Raw genomic sequence first — 17035 nt, 5'->3', positions numbered from 1 at the left:
TTCCTGCTTCGATCGGGAAGGGCCACCCGTCATCTGCGAATGCGGCATCGGCTCCGCGGGCGGGACGGCCCCGACTGCGGGTGGCTAGGCGGCGGACGCGGCCTTGAGCGCAGTGCCGCGCTCCTTGATGAAGTCGCCGAGGTTCGTCGGCTGACCCGTCCCCGGGTGCAAGAACGGGGTGGCGAGTGCCCCGTGGGACTCGACCTCGCGGTACAGGTCCAGGAGCTGTGCGGCCGTGGCGCTCTCGTCGCTCGCGCTATCGATCCACGCGCTGGTGTCGACGGACTCGGCCCCGTCGTTCAGCCAGTCCAGGAGGGGCTTCGCGATGTCGGCTGCACCGTTGGGTTCCTGGATGACTCGCTTGTGGAGCGACGGGCAGCGGGACTTCAGCACGGTCAGCTGGTTGTCGATGTTCATCGCGGCGACGACTCCGAACTCGTACTCGACGCCCTTGCGCTGCTCGGCCCGCATCCCCATTGCGACCGGCTCCTTGCGACCTCGGTCGTTCTCCTGGAGGACCCACTCGGTGTGCGAGCGCATCGTGACGACGATGTGGCCCGGGTAGGTGAGGAGGGCGTCGATCATGTCGTTCTGCATCGGGGTGCCGTCCTTCCACCCCGCGAAGCTGTTGCCGCCGTACTTCGACTTGGCCTTCTCGACCTGCTCCAGCGTTCCGTCGGCGCCCTTCCAGAAGTGGGAGAGGGAGTCGATGAAGACGGTGCCGTAGCCGGCCTGTGCGGCGGCGGCGAGGGCCTTGACGAGGTCTCGGGGGTCGAAGCGGTGCATCTGGAGGACGTCGAACTGGATGCCGTTGATGCCGACGTACAGGGAGGCGGCGCCGCGCTCGGTGTCGATGACAGCGAACCGCTGCCCTTCGCTGAGCCCGTGGGCGACGGACAGGCCAGTCCAGGTCTTGCCCGAGCCGGAGACGCCCTGGATGGCGACACGGGCCTTGGCCTTGTCCTTGGTGGCCGGGCGGAACGTGAACGGCCCGTCGTCGTACTGGTTGCCGGTTTGTGCCTGCTGGCCGGTGCGGGTGGGTGCGGGAAGGGTCATGATCTGCTCCTAGGCGTACTGGCGCTCAAGCCAGACAGGCGGCGCGATGTATGCGGTGTCGGTGGTGTAGCCCGGCCAATGGCCGGTGCGGCGGCAGGAGTCGTAGAGGAACAGGGCCTGCTCGCTGACCTGGTGGGCGATGTCGCGCCACAGGTCGAGGCGCACCACCGTCACGAGGTAAGGCGGTTCCTTCTCCTGAAAGATGAAGTGGAAGGGGGCCTCGCGCGGGAGCACTCCGAGGGCTGCGGCGCCGCGGCGGTACCAGTCGTCCTGGACGTGGTAACCGTGCTCGGCGACGGTCTTTTGGATGGCGTCCGGGTGGGCGGAACGGGCCGTCTTGTAGTCGACGATTCCGTCTTCGCGAAGCCAGTCGATTCGGCTGCGGCACCACACGTTCCCGGTCTGCCAGAACATGGACTGCTCGGCGATGCCGCTGTCGGGGTGGAGGAGGTCCGCAGCCTGCGGGTCCTCACTGAGGACGGTGGCCATGTCGTGGACGCGCTGGAGGTCCGGCTTCTTCAACGGGATGTTGCCGGCCTCGCGGATCTTGACGATGCGGGCCTTGATCTCGTTCGTGTCCCAGCGGGCTGCGTCGACGAGGACGAGCTCGGGCCCGTCGCCGAGGACGAGCTTGTGGGCCGCGGTCCCGAAGTCGAACGCCGCCTTGTACGGCTCCTGGTGGTCGAGGTCGTAGCGGAACTTGGCCGGCGCCTTAACGAGAGTGCGGGCGCCGGTGGAGGACAGGCTGCCGCCGGGGATCGGGTCGCCGTGGTACATCTCGGCGGGGATGTCGTAGACCCCAGGGATGACCTCGGTCTCCTCGATGGTGGCGGTCATCGCTGGCCGTCCTGTTCGTCGAGGCAGTCTTCGCAGACTGGGCCTTCGGGCTTGCGGGCGAACGGGCCGGCTGTGTCAGCGCAGCGAACGCAGACGATCATGCGGCACCCACGCTCTGCTGGAGCTGGAGGATGCCGCCGCTGTCGTTCTTCGCGGTGAGCATCGCGGTGACGAGCGCCGGGTACGCGCCGCGGAGGATTTCGGCGTTGACCCGGTCGGCGGCGTCGATGGTTTCCATCAACCGCTGGGTGAACGCGCCGGGCTGGATGCCGCCCTTGCTGCCGTAGTGCCACAGGACGTGGCGGGCAGTGTCCTCGGTGATGGGTTGGGTGGTCACTGGGCACCGCCGTGGAAACGGGCGAGCGCCTCGCCTGCCATCTCGCCGAGCTGTTCGTCGCTGGCTGCGTAGAACGCATCGGGCTGGGTGATGGCGTCGTACACGTCGCGCGCCCACCGGGCGTCTCCGAGTGCGGTATGTGCCTGGCCCTTGGCAGGCGGCTCGACACCCATCTGCCGGGACAGTTCGTAGGACCGCCAGCCGTCGGCAAGGAGCGTGTCGACCCGCCCGTACACCTCGGCGTCGCAGTGCTGTCGCGTGAGGGCGTGGGCTTGCCCGTACAGGTGGCCGACGGCCATCGTGGCGATGTCGACGGTGCGGTAGTGCCAGGCGGGGGTCACGCCGGCTCCGTTGAACAGCTTCTTCAGGAAGCGCTCGTCGAATGCGGGGTTCGAGCCGACCAGGACGGAGCCGTCGAGGACGGCCATGAGGTCGAGCATCATGTCCCCGCCGGTGACAGAACGGTTCGCGGGCATGTCGTTGGTGGCGATGCGGACGGCGAGCTCGCCGTCAGGGACGGCGAACCGCTGGTGGTAGCGGTTGATGTCGAGCGCTTCGGGATCGGCCTCGGCGAGGCTGACTCTGATCTGCCACAGGTACTCGGCGTCGGGGTGGCCGGGGCGGCGGTGGATGACGGCGATCTCCCAGGCGTCGTGGTGGTCGACGTCGAGGCCGGTGGTTTCGGTGTCGATGAACGCGATGGGCTTGGGCGCCTTCGCGGTGGGCTGGGTGCTCATGTGGTTCTCCGGTGTGGTGTGGGTGCCGTGGGCCGCCTGGGGGTGGGCGGCCCACGGCGTGCGGCGGAGTGGGGGCTCGACGCCGCGGTTCGGGGTGGTCAGGCGCGCTTTGTCAGCCCGGCCGTGACGGCCTTGGTGATCTGCTGGGCGATGTCGCCACCCAGTTCGGCGATGACCAGATCGCGGGTCTTCTGTACGGCCTCAGCGATCTCTGACTGGAACGCCTTCTGCACTTCGGCGCGCACGGCCTGCTGAAGGATCGAGCCCTTCTCGCTGCGGTACCGGTCGGACGGCTCGGTGAGCTGCTTGCGGGCCTCGTCGGCGATGAGCTCGGCCAGCGTCGTTTCCTGGCCGGTGCGCTCCCCGTAGGTGTTCGTCTTGTAGATCGGACGGGCGAGTGCTTCGTCAATCGAGGGCCGGACTGCGGCCCGGATCTCTTCCTTGCGGATCTCCGTGACCTGGTCCCGCAGTCCGGGGTAGCGAGCGTCCTTGACCAGGCGCTCGACGATCTGCGCGGCAACGAGGTGGGCGACGGTCTGCTGACCGGTGGAGTAGGCGTCGCCCTCCTCATCGAAGGCGACGGTGTCGGCCACGACGGTGTTGAGGGTGATTTCTTCGACCTGGATGGTGATGTTCATGGGGCTCTCCTGGGATGCTGGGGTTGGGTGCCCCCGCCGAATTCGCCTCGGCGGGGGCGCTCGTGTGAGGCGGGTTAGCTGGCCTGTTCGGTGATGAACAGGCAGGGGAACTGACCCAAGGCGTCGAAGACGTCCTCGGGGTCGACGTCGGAACGGATGTCGGCGGCCGGACGGGTCCAGTCGGCGACGCGGCCCAGCGCGCGGGCGGCGTCCTCCGCCTGGGTCCGCTGCTCGAACTTCGCGATGACGTGACCGGAGTGGTGGCCGAGGCGCCAGACGTAGGTGTCGCCGGGGTCGGCGATCTCGTCGGGCGTCGGGTAGACGTGCAGGCCAGGGTGCGGCTCGGTGGCCTGGACGAGTACGGGCCGGGCGTAGGTGGGGACGTTCAGTTCGTGGGTGGACGCGTTCACGAGAGGGCTCCTCATGGGATTGGGCGCCGGGCCGGGGGCCGGTGGCATCCGCCGGCCCGGCGGGTCATGCGACGCGGAGCGACTGCGTCGTCTCGCTGTCCGGCCCGGGCACCCACGTCGGGGTCCGCGGGTCGTCGACGCTGGGGGCGTCTGCGATGCGGAGGACGGGGCTGATGCCGTGCGCCTCCCACAACGGGCGGACGTCGATCGGTGCGGTCGCCTGGTCCTCTACCGCCGCGGTGTCACGCACCAGGTCGGGGACGGTGATCGCGTCACGGTTGGCGTCGGCCGCCAGGTACGGGGCGAGCTGCGTCCGCAGCGCCTCGTTCGCCTCTGCGAGCTGGTCGCGCTCCTCGGTGAGCTCCTCGACGTTGGCGGCGAGGCAGACGACGACCTGCTCGGCCTCCGCTCGCAGAACGCGAACCTCGGCGAGGGTGTGGTCCTGGATGGCGATGTGGTCGTGGGCGCCGATCAACTGGCCGAGGAGGCGCCGGTTCTCGTCCCGCAACTGGGTGACGGCGTCGACCGCGCGGTGCTTGCGGGTCCGGCGTATGCCGAGGTGGAGGCTCATGACTTCTTCTTCCGGGTCCGGAGGGAGGGGAGAACGGCGATCACGCAGAACGCCAGGCCGATCAGGGCGGGGATGGCGGCGATCGGGTGGTCGGTCACGCGGTGGCCTTTCGGTGGTCGCAGCGGCCGAGGAAGCACGGCTGCGCCTTCTGCCGCCACTGCTCGCGGCTGAGGAGCTGGACGGTCCATCCCTGCCGGGTCTGCCGGTCGCGGTCGCGCTGCCGCGTGATGAGCTCGCGGTGAGCGGCCTCCTCCTCAACGGCGGACGGGCCGATCGTTGATGCGAAGGCGCATCCGACCGGGTCACTCAGCACCCAGAAGCAGTCCTTCAGCGGGACCGTCGCGTCATCGATCTGCACCATGAGGTCAGGCACTTCGGCCCCCGGTGAGGGTGCTGAGGAAGCGGCGGAACCCGGTCTGCTCCAGCGGAGACGGCGCGAGAACACTGCCCGGGGCAGTCGGCACGAGCGGGGCAGGGGCGGCGATTCGGGCCGCGAAAGCAGCCGGCGACTCGACGTACCCGGCGGCCACGGTGTCGGCGTAGTTCGGGTCGACGTCCACGGCGATCCGGCGCTCGGTGTGGGTCGGGCGGGGCGAGATCGGGATCAGCGGGCCGTGGTTCCAGTAGAGGGTGGGCAGCGGGATCAAGGTCTGGCAGTCGACCCGGTCGGTCTGCTGCCGCATCAAGGGCTCACCGTCCACGGACTCTCTGCCGGTCCACACCCACTCGACGCCGGTGACGTCCGCGTAGGTCAAGGCCAGGTCGAACTCGACGCCCTCGTGCACGTAGGTGTTCATGCCGCCACCGACCCGTTGCGCTGGGTGGGGACGCCGATGCGGCGGACCCCGTCCTCAGCGGCCACCTGGCTGGCGACCTCGGCGCGGGCCTCGCGCATGGCCACCAAGTCATCCGCCACGTTCGCGAGCTGGCGCAGTTGGTCGATAGAGGCCTCCGTGACCTCGACCCTCAGCACCCGACCGATCCGGATGTAGGTGCGACCGTTCGTGCCGGTCTCCAGCTCGATGGGGTCGTCGCCCCAACTGATGGACGGGTTCATGAAGCCCTCCGGGAGGTGCGGTTCTTCGCGGTCTGCAGGGCAAGTCCGGCAGCCCACTCGGGGTAGTCGGCGTCCGTGGAGCAGGCCTCGGGGTGGGCCAGCAGGTACAGGTCGTTGGCGTAGGCGATGCGGTCCGACGGGGAGAACGTTTTGTCCATGGCCTTGAGGCAGACGTCGCGCGCCAGCTGCTGCTCGACCACGGCGGCCGGCACGTCCAGGGCGGCGATGGTGCGGGGCGTGACGATCGGGTCGACGTGGGTGAGGCAGATGCCGCCCGCGTATCCCTCGACGGACACGACGGGCTCGCCGTGGCCGAGGATCCAGGCCGGGGTGCGGGTGGCCGTGTCCAGCTGCTGGAAGAAGTGCGGGTTCTCGCCGGGGAGCGTCAGCGGGTACGCCGTGACGGGCGTGCCGACCGGGTACCGCTCGTTCCAGTCGTCGGCCTGGCGCTGGCCCTTCCTCTTGGCCGCTTCGAGGCGGGCCTGTCGGCGAGTCATGACGTCACCGCCACGGTGTCCTCGGCGCGGGCGTCCGCGTAGTAGTCGGCGATCAGGCGCCGCACCCGCGGCATGTCGTCACCCTGGGCGGCGGTACGGATCGCGAGGAGCGCGTCCCGGTCGGCGATCGCCTCGGCGCGCGCGGCGGCAGCGCCCCGGTTGTAGCCCTCTTCTCGGGCCTCTCCTCGGACGAACGACAGGATTTCGCGGGCCTGTCGCTCGCCGTAGCCGCCGTTGATCAGCGACTGCACGGCGTTCTCGTGGGCGCTCATGCCGCCACCGCCTTGCGGGCCGCGTCGTGCTGGCGGATGCCCCAGATGATCGCGTGACAGGCGAACAGGAACTCCCACGAGAAGTCCTGGAACGACACCTCCCACTCCGCCGGAATCCGCAGACGGAAGCCTTCGAAGCTGAACGATGCGACCGCGAACTCGGCCGTGCCCTGGTACTCCAGGCTGTGGTCGTCGCTGTGCAGAATCTGCGCGTCGACCGCCGCAACAGCACCCGGGAAACGGTCCTCGTGCGCCGCAGCCTCTTCCATCAGCCAGATGCGGAACAGGTCCTCCGACCAGGACTTCACGTCGCCCCGACCGGCGGTGACCTTCTCCTGCCAGTACCCCGGGTTGATGCTGCCGTGGCTCGACCCCTTGAACAGTTCGAACATGTCGGTCGTCGGGTAGACGCTGAAGGCGAAGCTGAACCCGTCACCGCGCAGCATCAGGTTGTGCGGCCACGTGATCAGGTCGAAGCGGTAGAACCCACCCTCGGGGTCCGCGAAGACGAGATGCCTGTACAGGCCGTCCTCGTGCAGGACCGTCATGGCATGGTCTGCGGTTTCGCGCTTGAAGCGGGCCGCGATGCTGTCGGCACTCATCAGGCACCGCCCATGTCGCAGGGCTTGATGCCGCCACTGCACCTGCACAGGCCGTTGAGGGCGATCTCGTGCGCCTGCCCCCACGTGAGGGAGTTCGACGCCTTGCCCTGGCGCATGAAGTCCTCGGCGATCTCGGCGCGGGTCTTCTGGTCGGCCTTCGCCAGCTCGGCGCGGAGGCGGTCGATCTCGGCGAGGAGGTCGGTCGCGTTCAGCGCTGAAGCCTCGATCCAGCGGGCGACGGGGTTGGCGACGCCGACGATGGCGTCCGGGTCGTACTCGGTGCGGCCGACGGCAAGCGCGTTGCCGGGGCGCATCGTCGAGTACGTCTCGCCGTTGCGCTGATCCCTGAACTCCAGGTCGCCGTAGACCACGCTGTACGCCTCCGGGTCGAGGAGTTCATCGCCCCGGTGGTCGGTCGGCTTGGCGGCGCGGAGCAGGTACTGGCGGCCGGAGTGGTCGGTGACGAGCTGCGGGCCGCCGGCGTGACGCGATCCGATCCAGCGCCACGGCGGCGCGGGGACGGCGTCCAGGGCGGTGCGAATCTCGGCCTCACGCTCCGGGGAGAGCGGGGCGGGGGTGGTGTCGTTGGGCGATGCGGATGATTTGATGGGGACCATGGGGTCCGCCTTTCGCTTCACGGTGTAGGTGGATCTCGAAGAGGGGTCGGCCCGGGCTTCGCGGTTTCGGGTCGGCCTCTTTTGCTGCACTCAGGCAGCGGCGGCGAGCCGGCGGTGCTTCTGCGGTGTCTCACGGGAGGCGTTGTGGATGGCGAGCCGGTCCTGCTTGCTCGTCTTGATCCGGCGGCCCACGCTGGCCTTGATGCCGAGGGCCTTCAGCCGGCGGCGCACGGTGGGGACGCTGCAGTCCAAGACCCAGGCGGTCTCCTGGACCGTCATGAACTCCTGGTTCACGTCGGCGGGCTCCTGCGGTCGGCCGTACAGCTCGTACTTGCTGCCGGTCATTGGGTGTCACTCCTTCGCGGATTGGGCCTCTGGTGGGGTCAAGAGGTCGTCTTCGGCCACACCCAGGGCTAGGCGGAGCCGCTTGAACGGTGCGGGTGTCATGTGCTCGCGGGTGCCGTTCTCCAGGTGACTGAGGTAGCGCCTGCTGATGCCTGCGCGTTCGGCCAGCTCAGAGGTTGCGAGACCGGCGGATTTCCGCTTCTCGCGGATCGCCGCCGCGTCCACGAGGTACGTGGTTGGCGGGTGGGGCATGACCTAAAGTTAGACCTAGTTAGCCCGCATGTCCAGCGCTAGTTAGTCATCAGTTGCGCGGAAGTTAGTCACTCAGTTCGCCCTAATCAGCCTTAGAGCAAACGTGCAGGTCACGGATCCAGCCTTAGTTGCCGCGTGGCCCTGGCTGGCCCTGGCTGGCCCTGCCAAGATGGGGTTCATGGCACCCAGTGACCCCACCACCCGCCTCGCGGAGCACGTGAAGAACCGCCGGCTAGCCCTGAAGCTCGCCCGCAAGCGAGCGGCGGACCTCGCAGGGATGTCCAAGGACACCTGGCAGCGCATCGAAGAAGGCGGCAAGGTCCGCCTCATGAGCGTCGCCAAGGTCGACGCCGTGCTCGGGTGGGCGCCGGGGAGCGCCGTGGGCATCCTGGAAGGCAGGGAGCCGATCCTTACCCGCACATCCCCTGACGCCCCTGGCGCCGAAATCTCGCAACGGCCGACCGAGGACCTTGACGGACGGGCCCGCGAACTGATTCAGCTAGCCACCATCGCCACCACGAGCGGGCTCACATCGGACGAGATCCGCGAGCTGAGCGACCGGGCGGTACGGGACCTCAAGGCCCATGGAGTGATCTGACTGAAGTTTCACCCGCATGGCGTACAACCATTTGCTTTTATCGACTCGTTACCACATTTCCTCCCACCACTTTGGCCCCATCCGGTCCCAACTGGCCCCTAACATGGCAGAGTCGATGTACGTCCTTGGAGGCTCCCGCAACACCCAGCAATTAGGGGGAGCCATGCAGTACAGCGAGCCGCTCATAGTCGACTACGGGCCTGATTTCTTTGGCCATAGCTTTTTGGTCGATCAGGGGATCGTGTGTGTGATCCCCCGCCAGGTCGTCGCGGGCAGTCCAGCCGCCGCGGCGATGAGGGAAGCAGTAAGGGATCTCGGAGGAGAATGTGGTGGATGCCGTAACTGCCCGCTAGGGCAAGCTGGCTGAAGCTACGGACGCGGGAGGCCACGGCGGTAGGGGTACCTGCCGGGCACCCGCATCCACCACCTCGGGAGGGCCCAGTGAGCGGTGCGCAGCAGCACATCCACATCGAGTGGCGTGGCGGTACCTGCCGCGTCAAATGGTGGTCGGGCGAGTACCTCGACAACGGACGTAAGCGCTACGAGTCCAAGGGTGGCTTCACCGACGAAGATGCGGCCTACACGCACGGCCAGGACAAGCTTTACGAGATCCGGCATGGCACCCACGTGAAGAACCGTGACGGCGCCACCCTGATGTCGGACTGGCTTGACGACTGGCTGAACGCAATGGATCACGCGCATCTCACCGAACGCGGCTACCGGTCAGCGATCGAGAACCACATCCGCCCGTACTTCAAGAAGCAGAACGCATCCGTCGCCGACATCGACGTTCTGGCCTACCGGGCGTTCAAGAAGCACGTCAACGCGAAGCTGAAGAAGGCGTCCTCGGCCGCCAACGTGATGATGGTGCTGGGCATGGTCCTTGATGATGCGGTGCCCCGCCTGATCAAGACCTCCCCCGTCGAACGCACGCGGCGGCGCGGCAAGTTCGTGAAGAAGGCCAAGGAGCGCAAGAAGGACATGACGCCGGAGGCGGTCGAGCAGCTGGCCGTCAACGCGCGCGCCGTGTTCGGGCAGGCCGGGTACGTCTTCATCTGGACGATGGCCATGACGGGCATGCGGCCGGCGGAGCTGTTCGGCCTGACGCGGGAGTACTGCTACCCGACCTGGCCGCTCTCCGACCCGCGGACCGACCCGGAAGAGGCGGAACGCTACGAAGAGGACGTCGAGCGGTACGGGGCGACGGGTGAGCTGATGCCGGCGCTTCGTGTGGAGCGCCAAGTTCAGTACGCCGACAGTTCCCTGCAGTTCTTCCCTCCGAAGTACCTCAGCAGCCGGACGTTGGTGGTCCCACCGTTCCTCGCCGACCTGCTGAAGGACCTGCTCGATTCCCATGAGTACGACTGGGTGTTCCCCGCCATCAAGGGCGGGTCCTTGGGGGCGGTGAACTTCGACTACAAGTACTGGCGCGACATCGCAGACGGCGCCAAGGAGCGGTCAGGGCCGTTGACCCGCGGGGCCCGGCCGGCGATCCCCGAGGTTCCGACGTTCAAGGGCAAGCGCCTGTACCTGCTGCGGCATGGGCATAAGGCGTGGCTGGACGAGGACGCTCACAGCAAGTTCGCCACGGAGTCACGGATGGGTCATGAGGTGCCGGGCGTTGAGGGGATCTATTCAAGCGTGACGGTGCCGATGGAGCGTGCCATCATGAAGACGTTGCAGGAGCGGTGGGACGGCCTGCAGGACCGGTTGAGCGGATCAGATTCCTAGATCATCTCCCATGCGTTTCCCACCTAGGCGGTACGGATCAAGGGATTCGCTGGTGAGGGCCTTATCAGGCGCCAATCCTTCGTCTTCCAGATGAAGTTGAGCGCGGTGATGGAGAGGGCGACGGGTCTGAGCGCGGGCCAGGTGACGGTACGGAACCTGCGCCAGGCACCCGCGCCGTCCAGGGCGGCCGCCTCGTGGAGTTCGTGCGGGGTGTTCTGCAGTCCCGCCAGCAGGGCGACCGTGGTCTGCGGCATGCCGGCCCAGATGCCGACGACGATCACCGCGGGCAGTGCGGTGGCGAGGCCGGTCAGCCAGTCCCGGCCGTCACCGAGTCCCAGGTCGCGGATGGTCTCGTTGAGGATTCCGGCGTCCGGGTTGTAGACGAGCCGCCACATGATGCCGACGACGACCTCGGGCATCGCCCACGGAATGATCGCCAGGGCGCGGGCCAGCCAGCGCATGCGCAGGTTCTCGTTGAGCAGCAGGGCGAGACCCAGGGCGAGCACGAACTGCGGGACGGTGACCCCGACCGCCCAGAACAGGCCGATCCTGAACGACTCCCAGAACAGTCCGTCGTGGAGCAGGTCCTGGAAGTTCAGTACGCCGACCCACTGGGTGGACCGGGTGCGGCCCGACTGGGCGTCCGTGAAGGCCAGCGCGATGCCGTAGAGCAGCGGCCCGACGCTCAGGACCAGGATGGGGATCAGGGCGGGCAGCACCAGGAACCAGGTCCCCGCGTTCCGGTTGATCTGCCCGGCCTGCTTGCCGCGCGGACTCCTCGGCGGTCCGTGCCGTCCGGATTGCACGGTTGCATTAGCCAATGTCATAGATGCGCCCCCTTGCGTCATTCGACCGGCTTAATACCGTTCTGGCCGCTCAGGTGGCCTCCGCCATCGTGCTGACGGGCCGTCGGTTCGTCAAGACAACCTGCACGGATGCGAAAATCGGATCCATGAACGAGATGCGAGCGCGCGAGGTGCTGACCGCCGCCGGACTGACCGGCGGCGCGGAGCTGATCGCGCTGGGTGAGAACGCTGTGTTCGCCGTGGGTGACCTGGTCGTCAAGATCGGCCGGGACGCCGTGCAGCATCCCGAGCTGCGGGAGCGGGCCGAACGCGAGGTGGCCGTGGCGCAGTGGCTCGCCGCGTCCGGTGTCCCCGCCGTGCGGGCCGCCGGGCCCGCGCGGGTGGTCGAGGGCCACCCGGTGACCCTGTGGCATCGGTTGCCGGACGCGGCGCGGCCCGCCGAGCCCCGGGACCTGGCGCCACTGCTCACCGCGGTGCACGCGCTGCCCGCCCCCGAGGGCCTCGCCCTGCCCCGCCGGGAACTGCTGGGCGGTGTCGAGCGGTGGCTGCGGCTGGCCGGCGAGGCGATCGATCCGGCCGACGCGGCATATCTGCGCGAGCGTCGCGACGGCTTCGCTGCGGCCGCGGCCGGCCTGGTCCCCCATCTGCCCCGGGGCCCGATCCACGGCGACGCGCTCGCGCGCAACGTCCATGTCGGTCCGGACGGGCCGGTCCTGGTGGACCTGGAGACCTTCTCCACGGATCTGCGCGAGCACGACCTGGTGGTGCTCGCCCTGTCCCGCGACCGGTACGGGCTGGCGGCCGAGGCCTATGACGCCTTCACCTCGGCCTACGGCTGGGACGTGCGCGAGTGGGACGGCTGCGCGGTGCTGCGCGGGGCGCGGGAGACAGCGAGCTGCGCATGGGTCGCGCAGCACGCCCCGGCCAACCCGAAGGCACTCGCGGAGTTCCGCCGCCGGGTGACCTCCCTGCGGGAGGGGGACGCGTCGGTGCGGTGGTACCCCTTCTGAGGTCCGCCTCGCCCGGCGCCGGTGAGCGCGGGGGTCGTCCTCAGCCCGTCACGCGCACCGGCTCCCGCACCGGCCAGCGGCCGTCGATGACCGCGTCCGCCGTGCCCTTGCGGCGCAGGAACTGCTGGAAGTCGGCGGCCCACTCCGCGTACCAGACGATCTGGCGCTCGTGCAGCTCCGGCGCGGACAGGGCGGCCACCGAGCCGTGCCGGGCGGCTATCGCGTACGCCACCCGCACCGCCGCCAGCGCGTCAGCCCCCGCGTCGTGCGCTCCCCCGTGGACCACGCCGTACTCGACGCAGACCGCTTCGAGGTTGCGCTTGCCCTTGCGGTAGCGGTCGACGGCCCGGTCGATCGTGTACGGGTCGATCACCGGCCCGATCCCCGCGCCGTCGAGCCGGTCGCCGAGCGACGGCAGCCCGTGGCGGTGCAGCTCGGCCGTCAGCAGCGTCAGGTCGAAGGCCGCGTTGTACGCCACCACCGGGATGCCCTGGCGCCAGTAACCGGTCAGCGTGTCGGCGATCTCGTCGGCCACCTCGCGCACCGGCCGGCCCTCCGCCGCCGCCCGCTCGCTGCTGATGCCGTGGATCGCGGACGCCTGGGCCGGGATCCGGATGCCCGGATCGGCCAGCCAGGCGTGCCGGCTCACCGGATCGCCGTCGCTGCCGTCGACGCGGACGACCGCGGCCGTCACGATCCGGGCCTCCAGCGGTTCCGTACCCGTCGTCTCCAGGTCGAATCCGACCAGCGCCTGCCGGTGCCAGCTCATCCCGTACCTCCTTCGTGGTGCTCCCCCGGATGACGACCACCCTCGCACGGTGCACTGACAACGCCGCGGAACGGCCCCCTCAGGAGACCGGCCGGGAGTCCGTCCACACGGATTCGAACTCCTCGCGGTACGTCTCGAACAACCCGTGCTCGCTGTCTTGGCCGGCCCGGACCACCGCCCGTCCGCCGCCCCGCAGTACCAGCACCGGAGCCTCCATGCCGCGCGCCCGGCGCAGGTAGGTCTGGACGACCCCCACGGCGTCGGCGCCGTCCCCGTCCACCAGGTAGGCCGTGAAGCGCGGCGTCTCGTCGAAGACATGGATCTCGAAGGCGCCGGGATCGCGCAGCTTGGAGCGGACCCGGCGCATGTGGAGGATGTTCATCTCCACCGAGCGGCTCAGCTCGCCCTTCTTGAGGCCGAGCTCCCGTTCCCGGCGCTTGACCGCGCTGCTGGCCGGGTTGATGAAGAGCAGCCGTACCCGGCAGCCCGACTCGGCGAGCCGGATCAGCCGGCGTCCGGAGAAGTTCTGCACCAGCAGGTTGAGCCCTATCCCGATCGCGTCCAGCCGACGCGCGCCGCCGAAGAGGTCCTCGGCGGGCAGCTGGCGCTGGAGCCGCACCCGGTCGGGGTGGACGGAGACCACGTCCGCGTAGCGGTCGCCGACGAGCTCCTCCACGGCGTCGACCGGGAGCCGGTCGGCGGAGGGGACGGCCGCGCCGCTGCCGAGGATCTCCAGCAGCCGGGCGGAGGCCCGCTCGGCCTGGGCCAGCACCGCCTCGTTGAGGGCGCGGTTGCGGGAGACCACGTTGCGGGCGACCTCCAGCTCGTCCAGCGCCAGCTCGACATCGCGGCGGTCGTCGAAGTAGGGCTCGAAACAGGGCCAGTGCTGGACCATCAGCTCACGCAGCTGCGGCAGCGTGAGGAAGCTCAGGACATTGTCGTCGGCCGGGTCGAGCAGATAGCCCTTGCGGCGGGAGACCTCGCGCACCGCGACGGCGCGCTGCACCCACTCCTGCCCGGCGGGTCCCGCCGCGGCCACCACCCAGTCCTCGCCGTGGACCGGTTCGTAGATGGGCCGGAGCACCGCGGCGACGACGGCACGCAGCCGCTGCTCCACGAGATTCAGCCAGATGTAGGCGCGCCCGGCCCGCTGGGCGCGGGTGCGCACCTCGCTCCAGGCCTCCGCGCCCCAGTCCAGCTCCGCACCGATCTCCAGGGGCTGCGCCAGCGAGACCGCCCCGGGCGGGACATCGGCCAGATCCCCCTCGTGACCCGTGTCACCTGGGGGCAGCTCGAACCCTCCCGAGCTCACCCGCGCACCGCCTTCCACTCCCCCACCAACGATCAAGGAAGGGTACTCCGGGAGCGGGAGCCGGTGCAGCCGGATGCGCAGGCTGCTTTCCCAACTCCCCTTCCGCGCAAGCTCGTTCCGTACGGCAAGATCTGCCGGAGTGAGCGGATTCATAGGGATTAAACACCCCATTCCGCGCCCCGTTCCGGACACCGGTCCGGGCGGGGCCGCCGGATCCCGGTTCCGGGCGACGCGGAGGGGCCCGATGTTGACCGGACCGGGCGACTCCGCCCCCCAATTGCCGGCCGGTCCTAGGTAAGGGCCGCTCTTTCGGGGAAGATCTGCCAGGGAGCCCGCATTCCCCAGGCAACCGCATCAGAAGTGGAAGAGTCGAATCTATGCAGGTCTGGCCGGGACAGGCGTACCCCCTCGGTGCCACGTACGACGGCGCCGGGACCAACTTCGCGGTCTTCTCGGAGGCCGCCCACCGAATCGAGTTGTGCCTGCTGCACGACGACGGTTCCGAGACGGCGGTGGAACTGAGGGAGACCGACGCCTTCGTCCGCCACGCGTATCTGCCCGGGGTGATGCCCGGTCAGCGGTACGGATTCCGGGTGCACGGGCCGTACGAACCGCAGCGCGGCGCCCGCTGCAACTCCGCCAAACTGCTCCTGGACCCGTACGCACGGGCGGTCGCCGGACAGATCCAGTGGGGCGAGGCGGTGTACGGCTACCCGTTCGGCCGGCCCGACGCGCGCAACGACCTCGACTCGGCGCCGCACACGATGTCCTCGGTCGTGGTCAACCCGTACTTCGACTGGGGTGACGACCGGCGGCCCCGTACCGACTACCACCGCACGGTGATCTACGAGGCCCATGTGAAGGGCCTGACGATGCTCCATCCGGGTCTCCCGAAGGAGTTGCGCGGTACGTACGCGGGACTGGCCCATCCGGAGGTCATCGCCCATCTGACGGAGCTCGGCGTCACCGCGATCGAACTGATGCCGGTGCACCAGTTCGTCCAGGACCACCGGCTGGCGGACGCGGGGCTCGCCAACTACTGGGGTTACAACACCATCGGCTTCTTCGCCCCGCACAACTCCTACGCCTCCTGGGGTGACCGGGGCGAGCAGGTGCTGGAGTTCAAGCAGGCCGTGCGCGCCCTGCACCAGGCCGGCATCGAGGTGATCCTCGACGTGGTCTACAACCACACGGCGGAGGGCAACCACCTGGGGCCGACGCTCTCCTTCCGGGGGCTGGACAACGCGTCGTACTACCGGCTCGCCGACGACCAGCGGTACTACATGGACACCACGGGGACCGGGAACTCCCTGCTGATGCGCTCCCCGCACGTGCTCCAGCTGATCATGGACTCGCTGCGCTACTGGGTGACCGAGATGCATGTGGACGGGTTCCGCTTCGATCTGGCGGCCACGCTGGCCCGGCAGTTCCACGAGGTGGACCGGCTGTCGTCGTTCTTCGACCTGGTGCAGCAGGACCCGGTGGTCAGCCAGGTGAAACTGATCGCCGAGCCGTGGGACGTGGGCGAGGGCGGCTACCAGGTGGGGAACTTCCCGCCGCTGTGGACCGAGTGGAACGGGAAGTACCGGGACACGGTGCGGGACCTGTGGCGCGGCGAGCCCCGCACCCTGGCCGAGTTCGCCGGCCGGCTGACGGGCTCGTCCGACCTGTACCAGGACGACGGGCGGCGGCCCCTCGCCTCGATCAACTTCACTACCTGCCACGACGGGTTCACCCTGCACGATCTGGTCTCGTACAACGACAAGCACAACGAGGCCAACGGCGAGGGCAACCGGGACGGCGAGAGCCACAACCGGTCCTGGAACTGCGGTGTGGAGGGCGAGACCGACCGGCCCGAGGTGCTGGAACTGCGCGAGCGGCAGATGCGGAACTTCATCGCCACGCTGATGCTGTCGCAGGGCGTGCCGATGCTCAGCCACGGCGACGAGTTCGGCCGTACGCAGCGGGGCAACAACAACGGCTACTGCCAGGACAGCGAACTGTCCTGGGTGCACTGGCCCGCCCCCGCCGGGTCGACGGAGGACGACGGCGAGGAGGCCGGCCGGACGGACGGCGGCGGTCTCGGCAGCAGTCTGCTGGAGTTCACCCGGGCGATGGTGTGGCTGCGCCGCGACCATCCCGTCTTCCGGCGCCGGCGGTTCTTCCACGGGCGCCCCGTGGAAGGCACGCACGACGAGCTCTCGGACATCGCCTGGTTCACACCCGAGGGCGAGGAGATGACGCAGCGGGACTGGCAGGCGGCGCACGCCAAGGCGCTGACGGTCTTCCTGAACGGGCACGCCATCTCGGAACCCGGCCCGCGCGGGGAGCGGATCTCCGACGACTCGTTCCTGCTGATGTTCAACGCGAGCGCCGAGACGCTGGAGTTCGCCGTTCCGGTCAATCACGGGCGGCAGTGGCTGGCGGTCGTCGACACGGCCCGCCCGGACGGGGTGCTCACCGGCGCGGGGCCGAAGGTGGCGGCGGGCGATCGGGTGACGCTGGTGGGGCGGAGCATGGTGGTGCTCCAGCGGCCGGCATGAGACCGACCGGTCACTCGTCCGTGCCCGGGTGACACAGA

23 protein-coding genes are annotated in these 17035 nt (G+C 69.1%); 4 read left to right on the top strand and 19 right to left on the bottom strand.

What is annotated here, in order from left to right; genetic code table 11:
* Nucleotides 1-84: 84 nt before the first annotated feature.
* The 16 genes from ACGFZA_RS07510 to ACGFZA_RS07435 all read right to left on the bottom strand — a co-directional run bounded on the left by ACGFZA_RS07510 (nt 85) and on the right by ACGFZA_RS07435 (nt 8228).
* A complete protein-coding gene (locus ACGFZA_RS07510; protein WP_393677920.1) occupies nt 85-1056 on the bottom strand; it encodes an ATP-binding protein in 972 nt (323 codons plus the stop codon).
* A 9-nt stretch (nt 1057-1065) separates the two neighbouring features.
* Complete coding sequence (locus ACGFZA_RS07505) at nt 1066-1893, bottom strand: PD-(D/E)XK nuclease-like domain-containing protein (protein ID WP_393677918.1); 828 nt, start codon at nt 1891-1893, stop codon at nt 1066-1068.
* A 97-nt stretch (nt 1894-1990) separates the two neighbouring features.
* A complete protein-coding gene (locus ACGFZA_RS07500; RefSeq protein WP_393677916.1) occupies nt 1991-2230 on the bottom strand; it encodes a hypothetical protein in 240 nt (79 codons plus the stop codon).
* Nucleotides 2227-2967 (bottom strand): hypothetical protein, encoded by a 741-nt coding sequence (locus tag ACGFZA_RS07495; RefSeq protein ID WP_393677914.1) that lies wholly within the window; start codon nt 2965-2967, stop codon nt 2227-2229. Before ACGFZA_RS07495 ends, ACGFZA_RS07500 begins: the two co-directional genes overlap by 4 nt.
* A 98-nt stretch (nt 2968-3065) precedes the next feature.
* Nucleotides 3066-3605: a hypothetical protein gene (locus ACGFZA_RS07490; RefSeq protein ID WP_393677912.1), complete on the bottom strand. Its 540-nt coding sequence runs from the start codon at nt 3603-3605 to the stop codon at nt 3066-3068.
* A gap of 74 nt (nt 3606-3679) precedes the next feature.
* Nucleotides 3680-4015 (bottom strand): hypothetical protein, encoded by a 336-nt coding sequence (locus ACGFZA_RS07485; RefSeq protein ID WP_393677910.1) that lies wholly within the window; start codon nt 4013-4015, stop codon nt 3680-3682.
* A gap of 64 nt (nt 4016-4079) precedes the next feature.
* Nucleotides 4080-4586 (bottom strand): hypothetical protein, encoded by a 507-nt coding sequence (locus ACGFZA_RS07480; RefSeq protein ID WP_393677908.1) that lies wholly within the window; start codon nt 4584-4586, stop codon nt 4080-4082.
* A gap of 94 nt (nt 4587-4680) precedes the next feature.
* Nucleotides 4681-4947: a hypothetical protein gene (locus tag ACGFZA_RS07475; RefSeq protein ID WP_393677906.1), complete on the bottom strand. Its 267-nt coding sequence runs from the start codon at nt 4945-4947 to the stop codon at nt 4681-4683.
* 4 nt (nt 4948-4951) lie between these two features.
* Entirely contained in the window at nt 4952-5383 is a 432-nt protein-coding gene (locus ACGFZA_RS07470; protein WP_393677904.1) for a phiSA1p31-related protein, read from the bottom strand.
* Complete coding sequence (locus tag ACGFZA_RS07465) at nt 5380-5643, bottom strand: hypothetical protein (RefSeq protein WP_393677902.1); 264 nt, start codon at nt 5641-5643, stop codon at nt 5380-5382. Before ACGFZA_RS07465 ends, ACGFZA_RS07470 begins: the two co-directional genes overlap by 4 nt.
* Nucleotides 5640-6140 carry a hypothetical protein gene (locus ACGFZA_RS07460; RefSeq protein ID WP_393677900.1) on the bottom strand — a complete coding sequence of 167 codons (501 nt, stop codon included), beginning with the start codon at nt 6138-6140 and terminating at the stop codon, nt 5640-5642. Before ACGFZA_RS07460 ends, ACGFZA_RS07465 begins: the two co-directional genes overlap by 4 nt.
* Nucleotides 6137-6412, bottom strand: coding sequence for a hypothetical protein (locus ACGFZA_RS07455; RefSeq protein WP_393677898.1), 276 nt, complete (start codon nt 6410-6412; stop codon nt 6137-6139). Before ACGFZA_RS07455 ends, ACGFZA_RS07460 begins: the two co-directional genes overlap by 4 nt.
* Complete coding sequence (locus ACGFZA_RS07450; protein WP_393677896.1) at nt 6409-7014, bottom strand: hypothetical protein; 606 nt, start codon at nt 7012-7014, stop codon at nt 6409-6411. Before ACGFZA_RS07450 ends, ACGFZA_RS07455 begins: the two co-directional genes overlap by 4 nt.
* Nucleotides 7014-7631 carry a hypothetical protein gene (locus ACGFZA_RS07445; protein WP_393677894.1) on the bottom strand — a complete coding sequence of 206 codons (618 nt, stop codon included), beginning with the start codon at nt 7629-7631 and terminating at the stop codon, nt 7014-7016. Before ACGFZA_RS07445 ends, ACGFZA_RS07450 begins: the two co-directional genes overlap by 1 nt.
* A 90-nt stretch (nt 7632-7721) precedes the next feature.
* A complete protein-coding gene (locus ACGFZA_RS07440; RefSeq protein WP_393677892.1) occupies nt 7722-7976 on the bottom strand; it encodes a DNA-binding protein in 255 nt (84 codons plus the stop codon).
* A gap of 6 nt (nt 7977-7982) precedes the next feature.
* Entirely contained in the window at nt 7983-8228 is a 246-nt protein-coding gene (locus ACGFZA_RS07435; protein WP_393677889.1) for a helix-turn-helix domain-containing protein, read from the bottom strand.
* A 178-nt stretch (nt 8229-8406) separates the two neighbouring features.
* Between ACGFZA_RS07435 and ACGFZA_RS07430 the strand changes: the two genes are divergently transcribed.
* Nucleotides 8407-8826, top strand: a complete 420-nt coding sequence (locus ACGFZA_RS07430; protein WP_393677887.1) for a hypothetical protein — start codon at nt 8407-8409, stop codon at nt 8824-8826.
* Between the two features lie 441 nt (nt 8827-9267).
* Complete coding sequence (locus tag ACGFZA_RS07425; RefSeq protein ID WP_393677885.1) at nt 9268-10557, top strand: integrase; 1290 nt, start codon at nt 9268-9270, stop codon at nt 10555-10557.
* A 23-nt stretch (nt 10558-10580) separates the two neighbouring features.
* Here ACGFZA_RS07425 and ACGFZA_RS07420 read toward each other — a convergent pair whose 3' ends face one another.
* Nucleotides 10581-11384 (bottom strand): carbohydrate ABC transporter permease, encoded by an 804-nt coding sequence (locus tag ACGFZA_RS07420; protein WP_393677883.1) that lies wholly within the window; start codon nt 11382-11384, stop codon nt 10581-10583.
* 125 nt (nt 11385-11509) lie between these two features.
* Between ACGFZA_RS07420 and ACGFZA_RS07415 the strand changes: the two genes are divergently transcribed.
* Complete coding sequence (locus ACGFZA_RS07415; RefSeq protein ID WP_393677881.1) at nt 11510-12373, top strand: phosphotransferase enzyme family protein; 864 nt, start codon at nt 11510-11512, stop codon at nt 12371-12373.
* A 40-nt stretch (nt 12374-12413) separates the two neighbouring features.
* On the opposite strand, the gene ACGFZA_RS07410 is transcribed toward ACGFZA_RS07415, so the two are convergent.
* Nucleotides 12414-13142, bottom strand: coding sequence for a 3'-5' exonuclease (locus ACGFZA_RS07410; RefSeq protein WP_393677879.1), 729 nt, complete (start codon nt 13140-13142; stop codon nt 12414-12416).
* Nucleotides 13143-13221: 79 nt separating this feature from the next.
* Nucleotides 13222-14454 (bottom strand): SAV2148 family HEPN domain-containing protein, encoded by a 1233-nt coding sequence (locus ACGFZA_RS07405; protein WP_385279150.1) that lies wholly within the window; start codon nt 14452-14454, stop codon nt 13222-13224.
* Between the two features lie 377 nt (nt 14455-14831).
* Between ACGFZA_RS07405 and glgX the strand changes: the two genes are divergently transcribed.
* The gene (glgX, locus tag ACGFZA_RS07400; RefSeq protein ID WP_385279152.1) at nt 14832-16997 is read left to right on the top strand and encodes a glycogen debranching protein GlgX; all 2166 of its coding nucleotides are present in this window, start codon (nt 14832-14834) and stop codon (nt 16995-16997) included.
* The last annotated feature ends 38 nt before the right edge of the window (nt 16998-17035 follow it).

The organism is Streptomyces sp. NPDC048211 (assembly GCF_043202315.1).
Classification (GTDB): Bacteria; Actinomycetota; Actinomycetes; order Streptomycetales; family Streptomycetaceae; genus Streptomyces.
Note: the sequence above shows the minus strand (reverse complement) of the source record. Positions and strands in the feature narration are given on the sequence as shown.

Bases quoted from the DNA above. Each gene is read 5' to 3' on its own strand.
- ACGFZA_RS07510 (WP_393677920.1), bottom strand. From the start codon at position 1,056: ATGACCCTTCCCGCACCCACCCGCACCGGCCAGCAGGCACAAACCGGC.
- ACGFZA_RS07505 (WP_393677918.1), bottom strand. From the start codon at position 1,893: ATGACCGCCACCATCGAGGAGACCGAGGTCATCCCTGGGGTCTACGAC.
- ACGFZA_RS07495 (WP_393677914.1), bottom strand. From the start codon at position 2,967: ATGAGCACCCAGCCCACCGCGAAGGCGCCCAAGCCCATCGCGTTCATC.
- ACGFZA_RS07490 (WP_393677912.1), bottom strand. From the start codon at position 3,605: ATGAACATCACCATCCAGGTCGAAGAAATCACCCTCAACACCGTCGTG.
- ACGFZA_RS07480 (WP_393677908.1), bottom strand. From the start codon at position 4,586: ATGAGCCTCCACCTCGGCATACGCCGGACCCGCAAGCACCGCGCGGTC.
- ACGFZA_RS07475 (WP_393677906.1), bottom strand. From the start codon at position 4,947: ATGGTGCAGATCGATGACGCGACGGTCCCGCTGAAGGACTGCTTCTGG.
- ACGFZA_RS07470 (WP_393677904.1), bottom strand. From the start codon at position 5,383: ATGAACACCTACGTGCACGAGGGCGTCGAGTTCGACCTGGCCTTGACC.
- ACGFZA_RS07465 (WP_393677902.1), bottom strand. From the start codon at position 5,643: ATGAACCCGTCCATCAGTTGGGGCGACGACCCCATCGAGCTGGAGACC.
- ACGFZA_RS07460 (WP_393677900.1), bottom strand. From the start codon at position 6,140: ATGACTCGCCGACAGGCCCGCCTCGAAGCGGCCAAGAGGAAGGGCCAG.
- ACGFZA_RS07455 (WP_393677898.1), bottom strand. From the start codon at position 6,412: ATGAGCGCCCACGAGAACGCCGTGCAGTCGCTGATCAACGGCGGCTAC.
- ACGFZA_RS07450 (WP_393677896.1), bottom strand. From the start codon at position 7,014: ATGAGTGCCGACAGCATCGCGGCCCGCTTCAAGCGCGAAACCGCAGAC.
- ACGFZA_RS07445 (WP_393677894.1), bottom strand. From the start codon at position 7,631: ATGGTCCCCATCAAATCATCCGCATCGCCCAACGACACCACCCCCGCC.
- ACGFZA_RS07440 (WP_393677892.1), bottom strand. From the start codon at position 7,976: ATGACCGGCAGCAAGTACGAGCTGTACGGCCGACCGCAGGAGCCCGCC.
- ACGFZA_RS07435 (WP_393677889.1), bottom strand. From the start codon at position 8,228: ATGCCCCACCCGCCAACCACGTACCTCGTGGACGCGGCGGCGATCCGC.
- ACGFZA_RS07430 (WP_393677887.1), top strand. From the start codon at position 8,407: ATGGCACCCAGTGACCCCACCACCCGCCTCGCGGAGCACGTGAAGAAC.
- ACGFZA_RS07420 (WP_393677883.1), bottom strand. From the start codon at position 11,384: ATGACATTGGCTAATGCAACCGTGCAATCCGGACGGCACGGACCGCCG.
- ACGFZA_RS07415 (WP_393677881.1), top strand. From the start codon at position 11,510: ATGAACGAGATGCGAGCGCGCGAGGTGCTGACCGCCGCCGGACTGACC.
- ACGFZA_RS07410 (WP_393677879.1), bottom strand. From the start codon at position 13,142: ATGAGCTGGCACCGGCAGGCGCTGGTCGGATTCGACCTGGAGACGACG.
- glgX (WP_385279152.1), top strand. From the start codon at position 14,832: ATGCAGGTCTGGCCGGGACAGGCGTACCCCCTCGGTGCCACGTACGAC.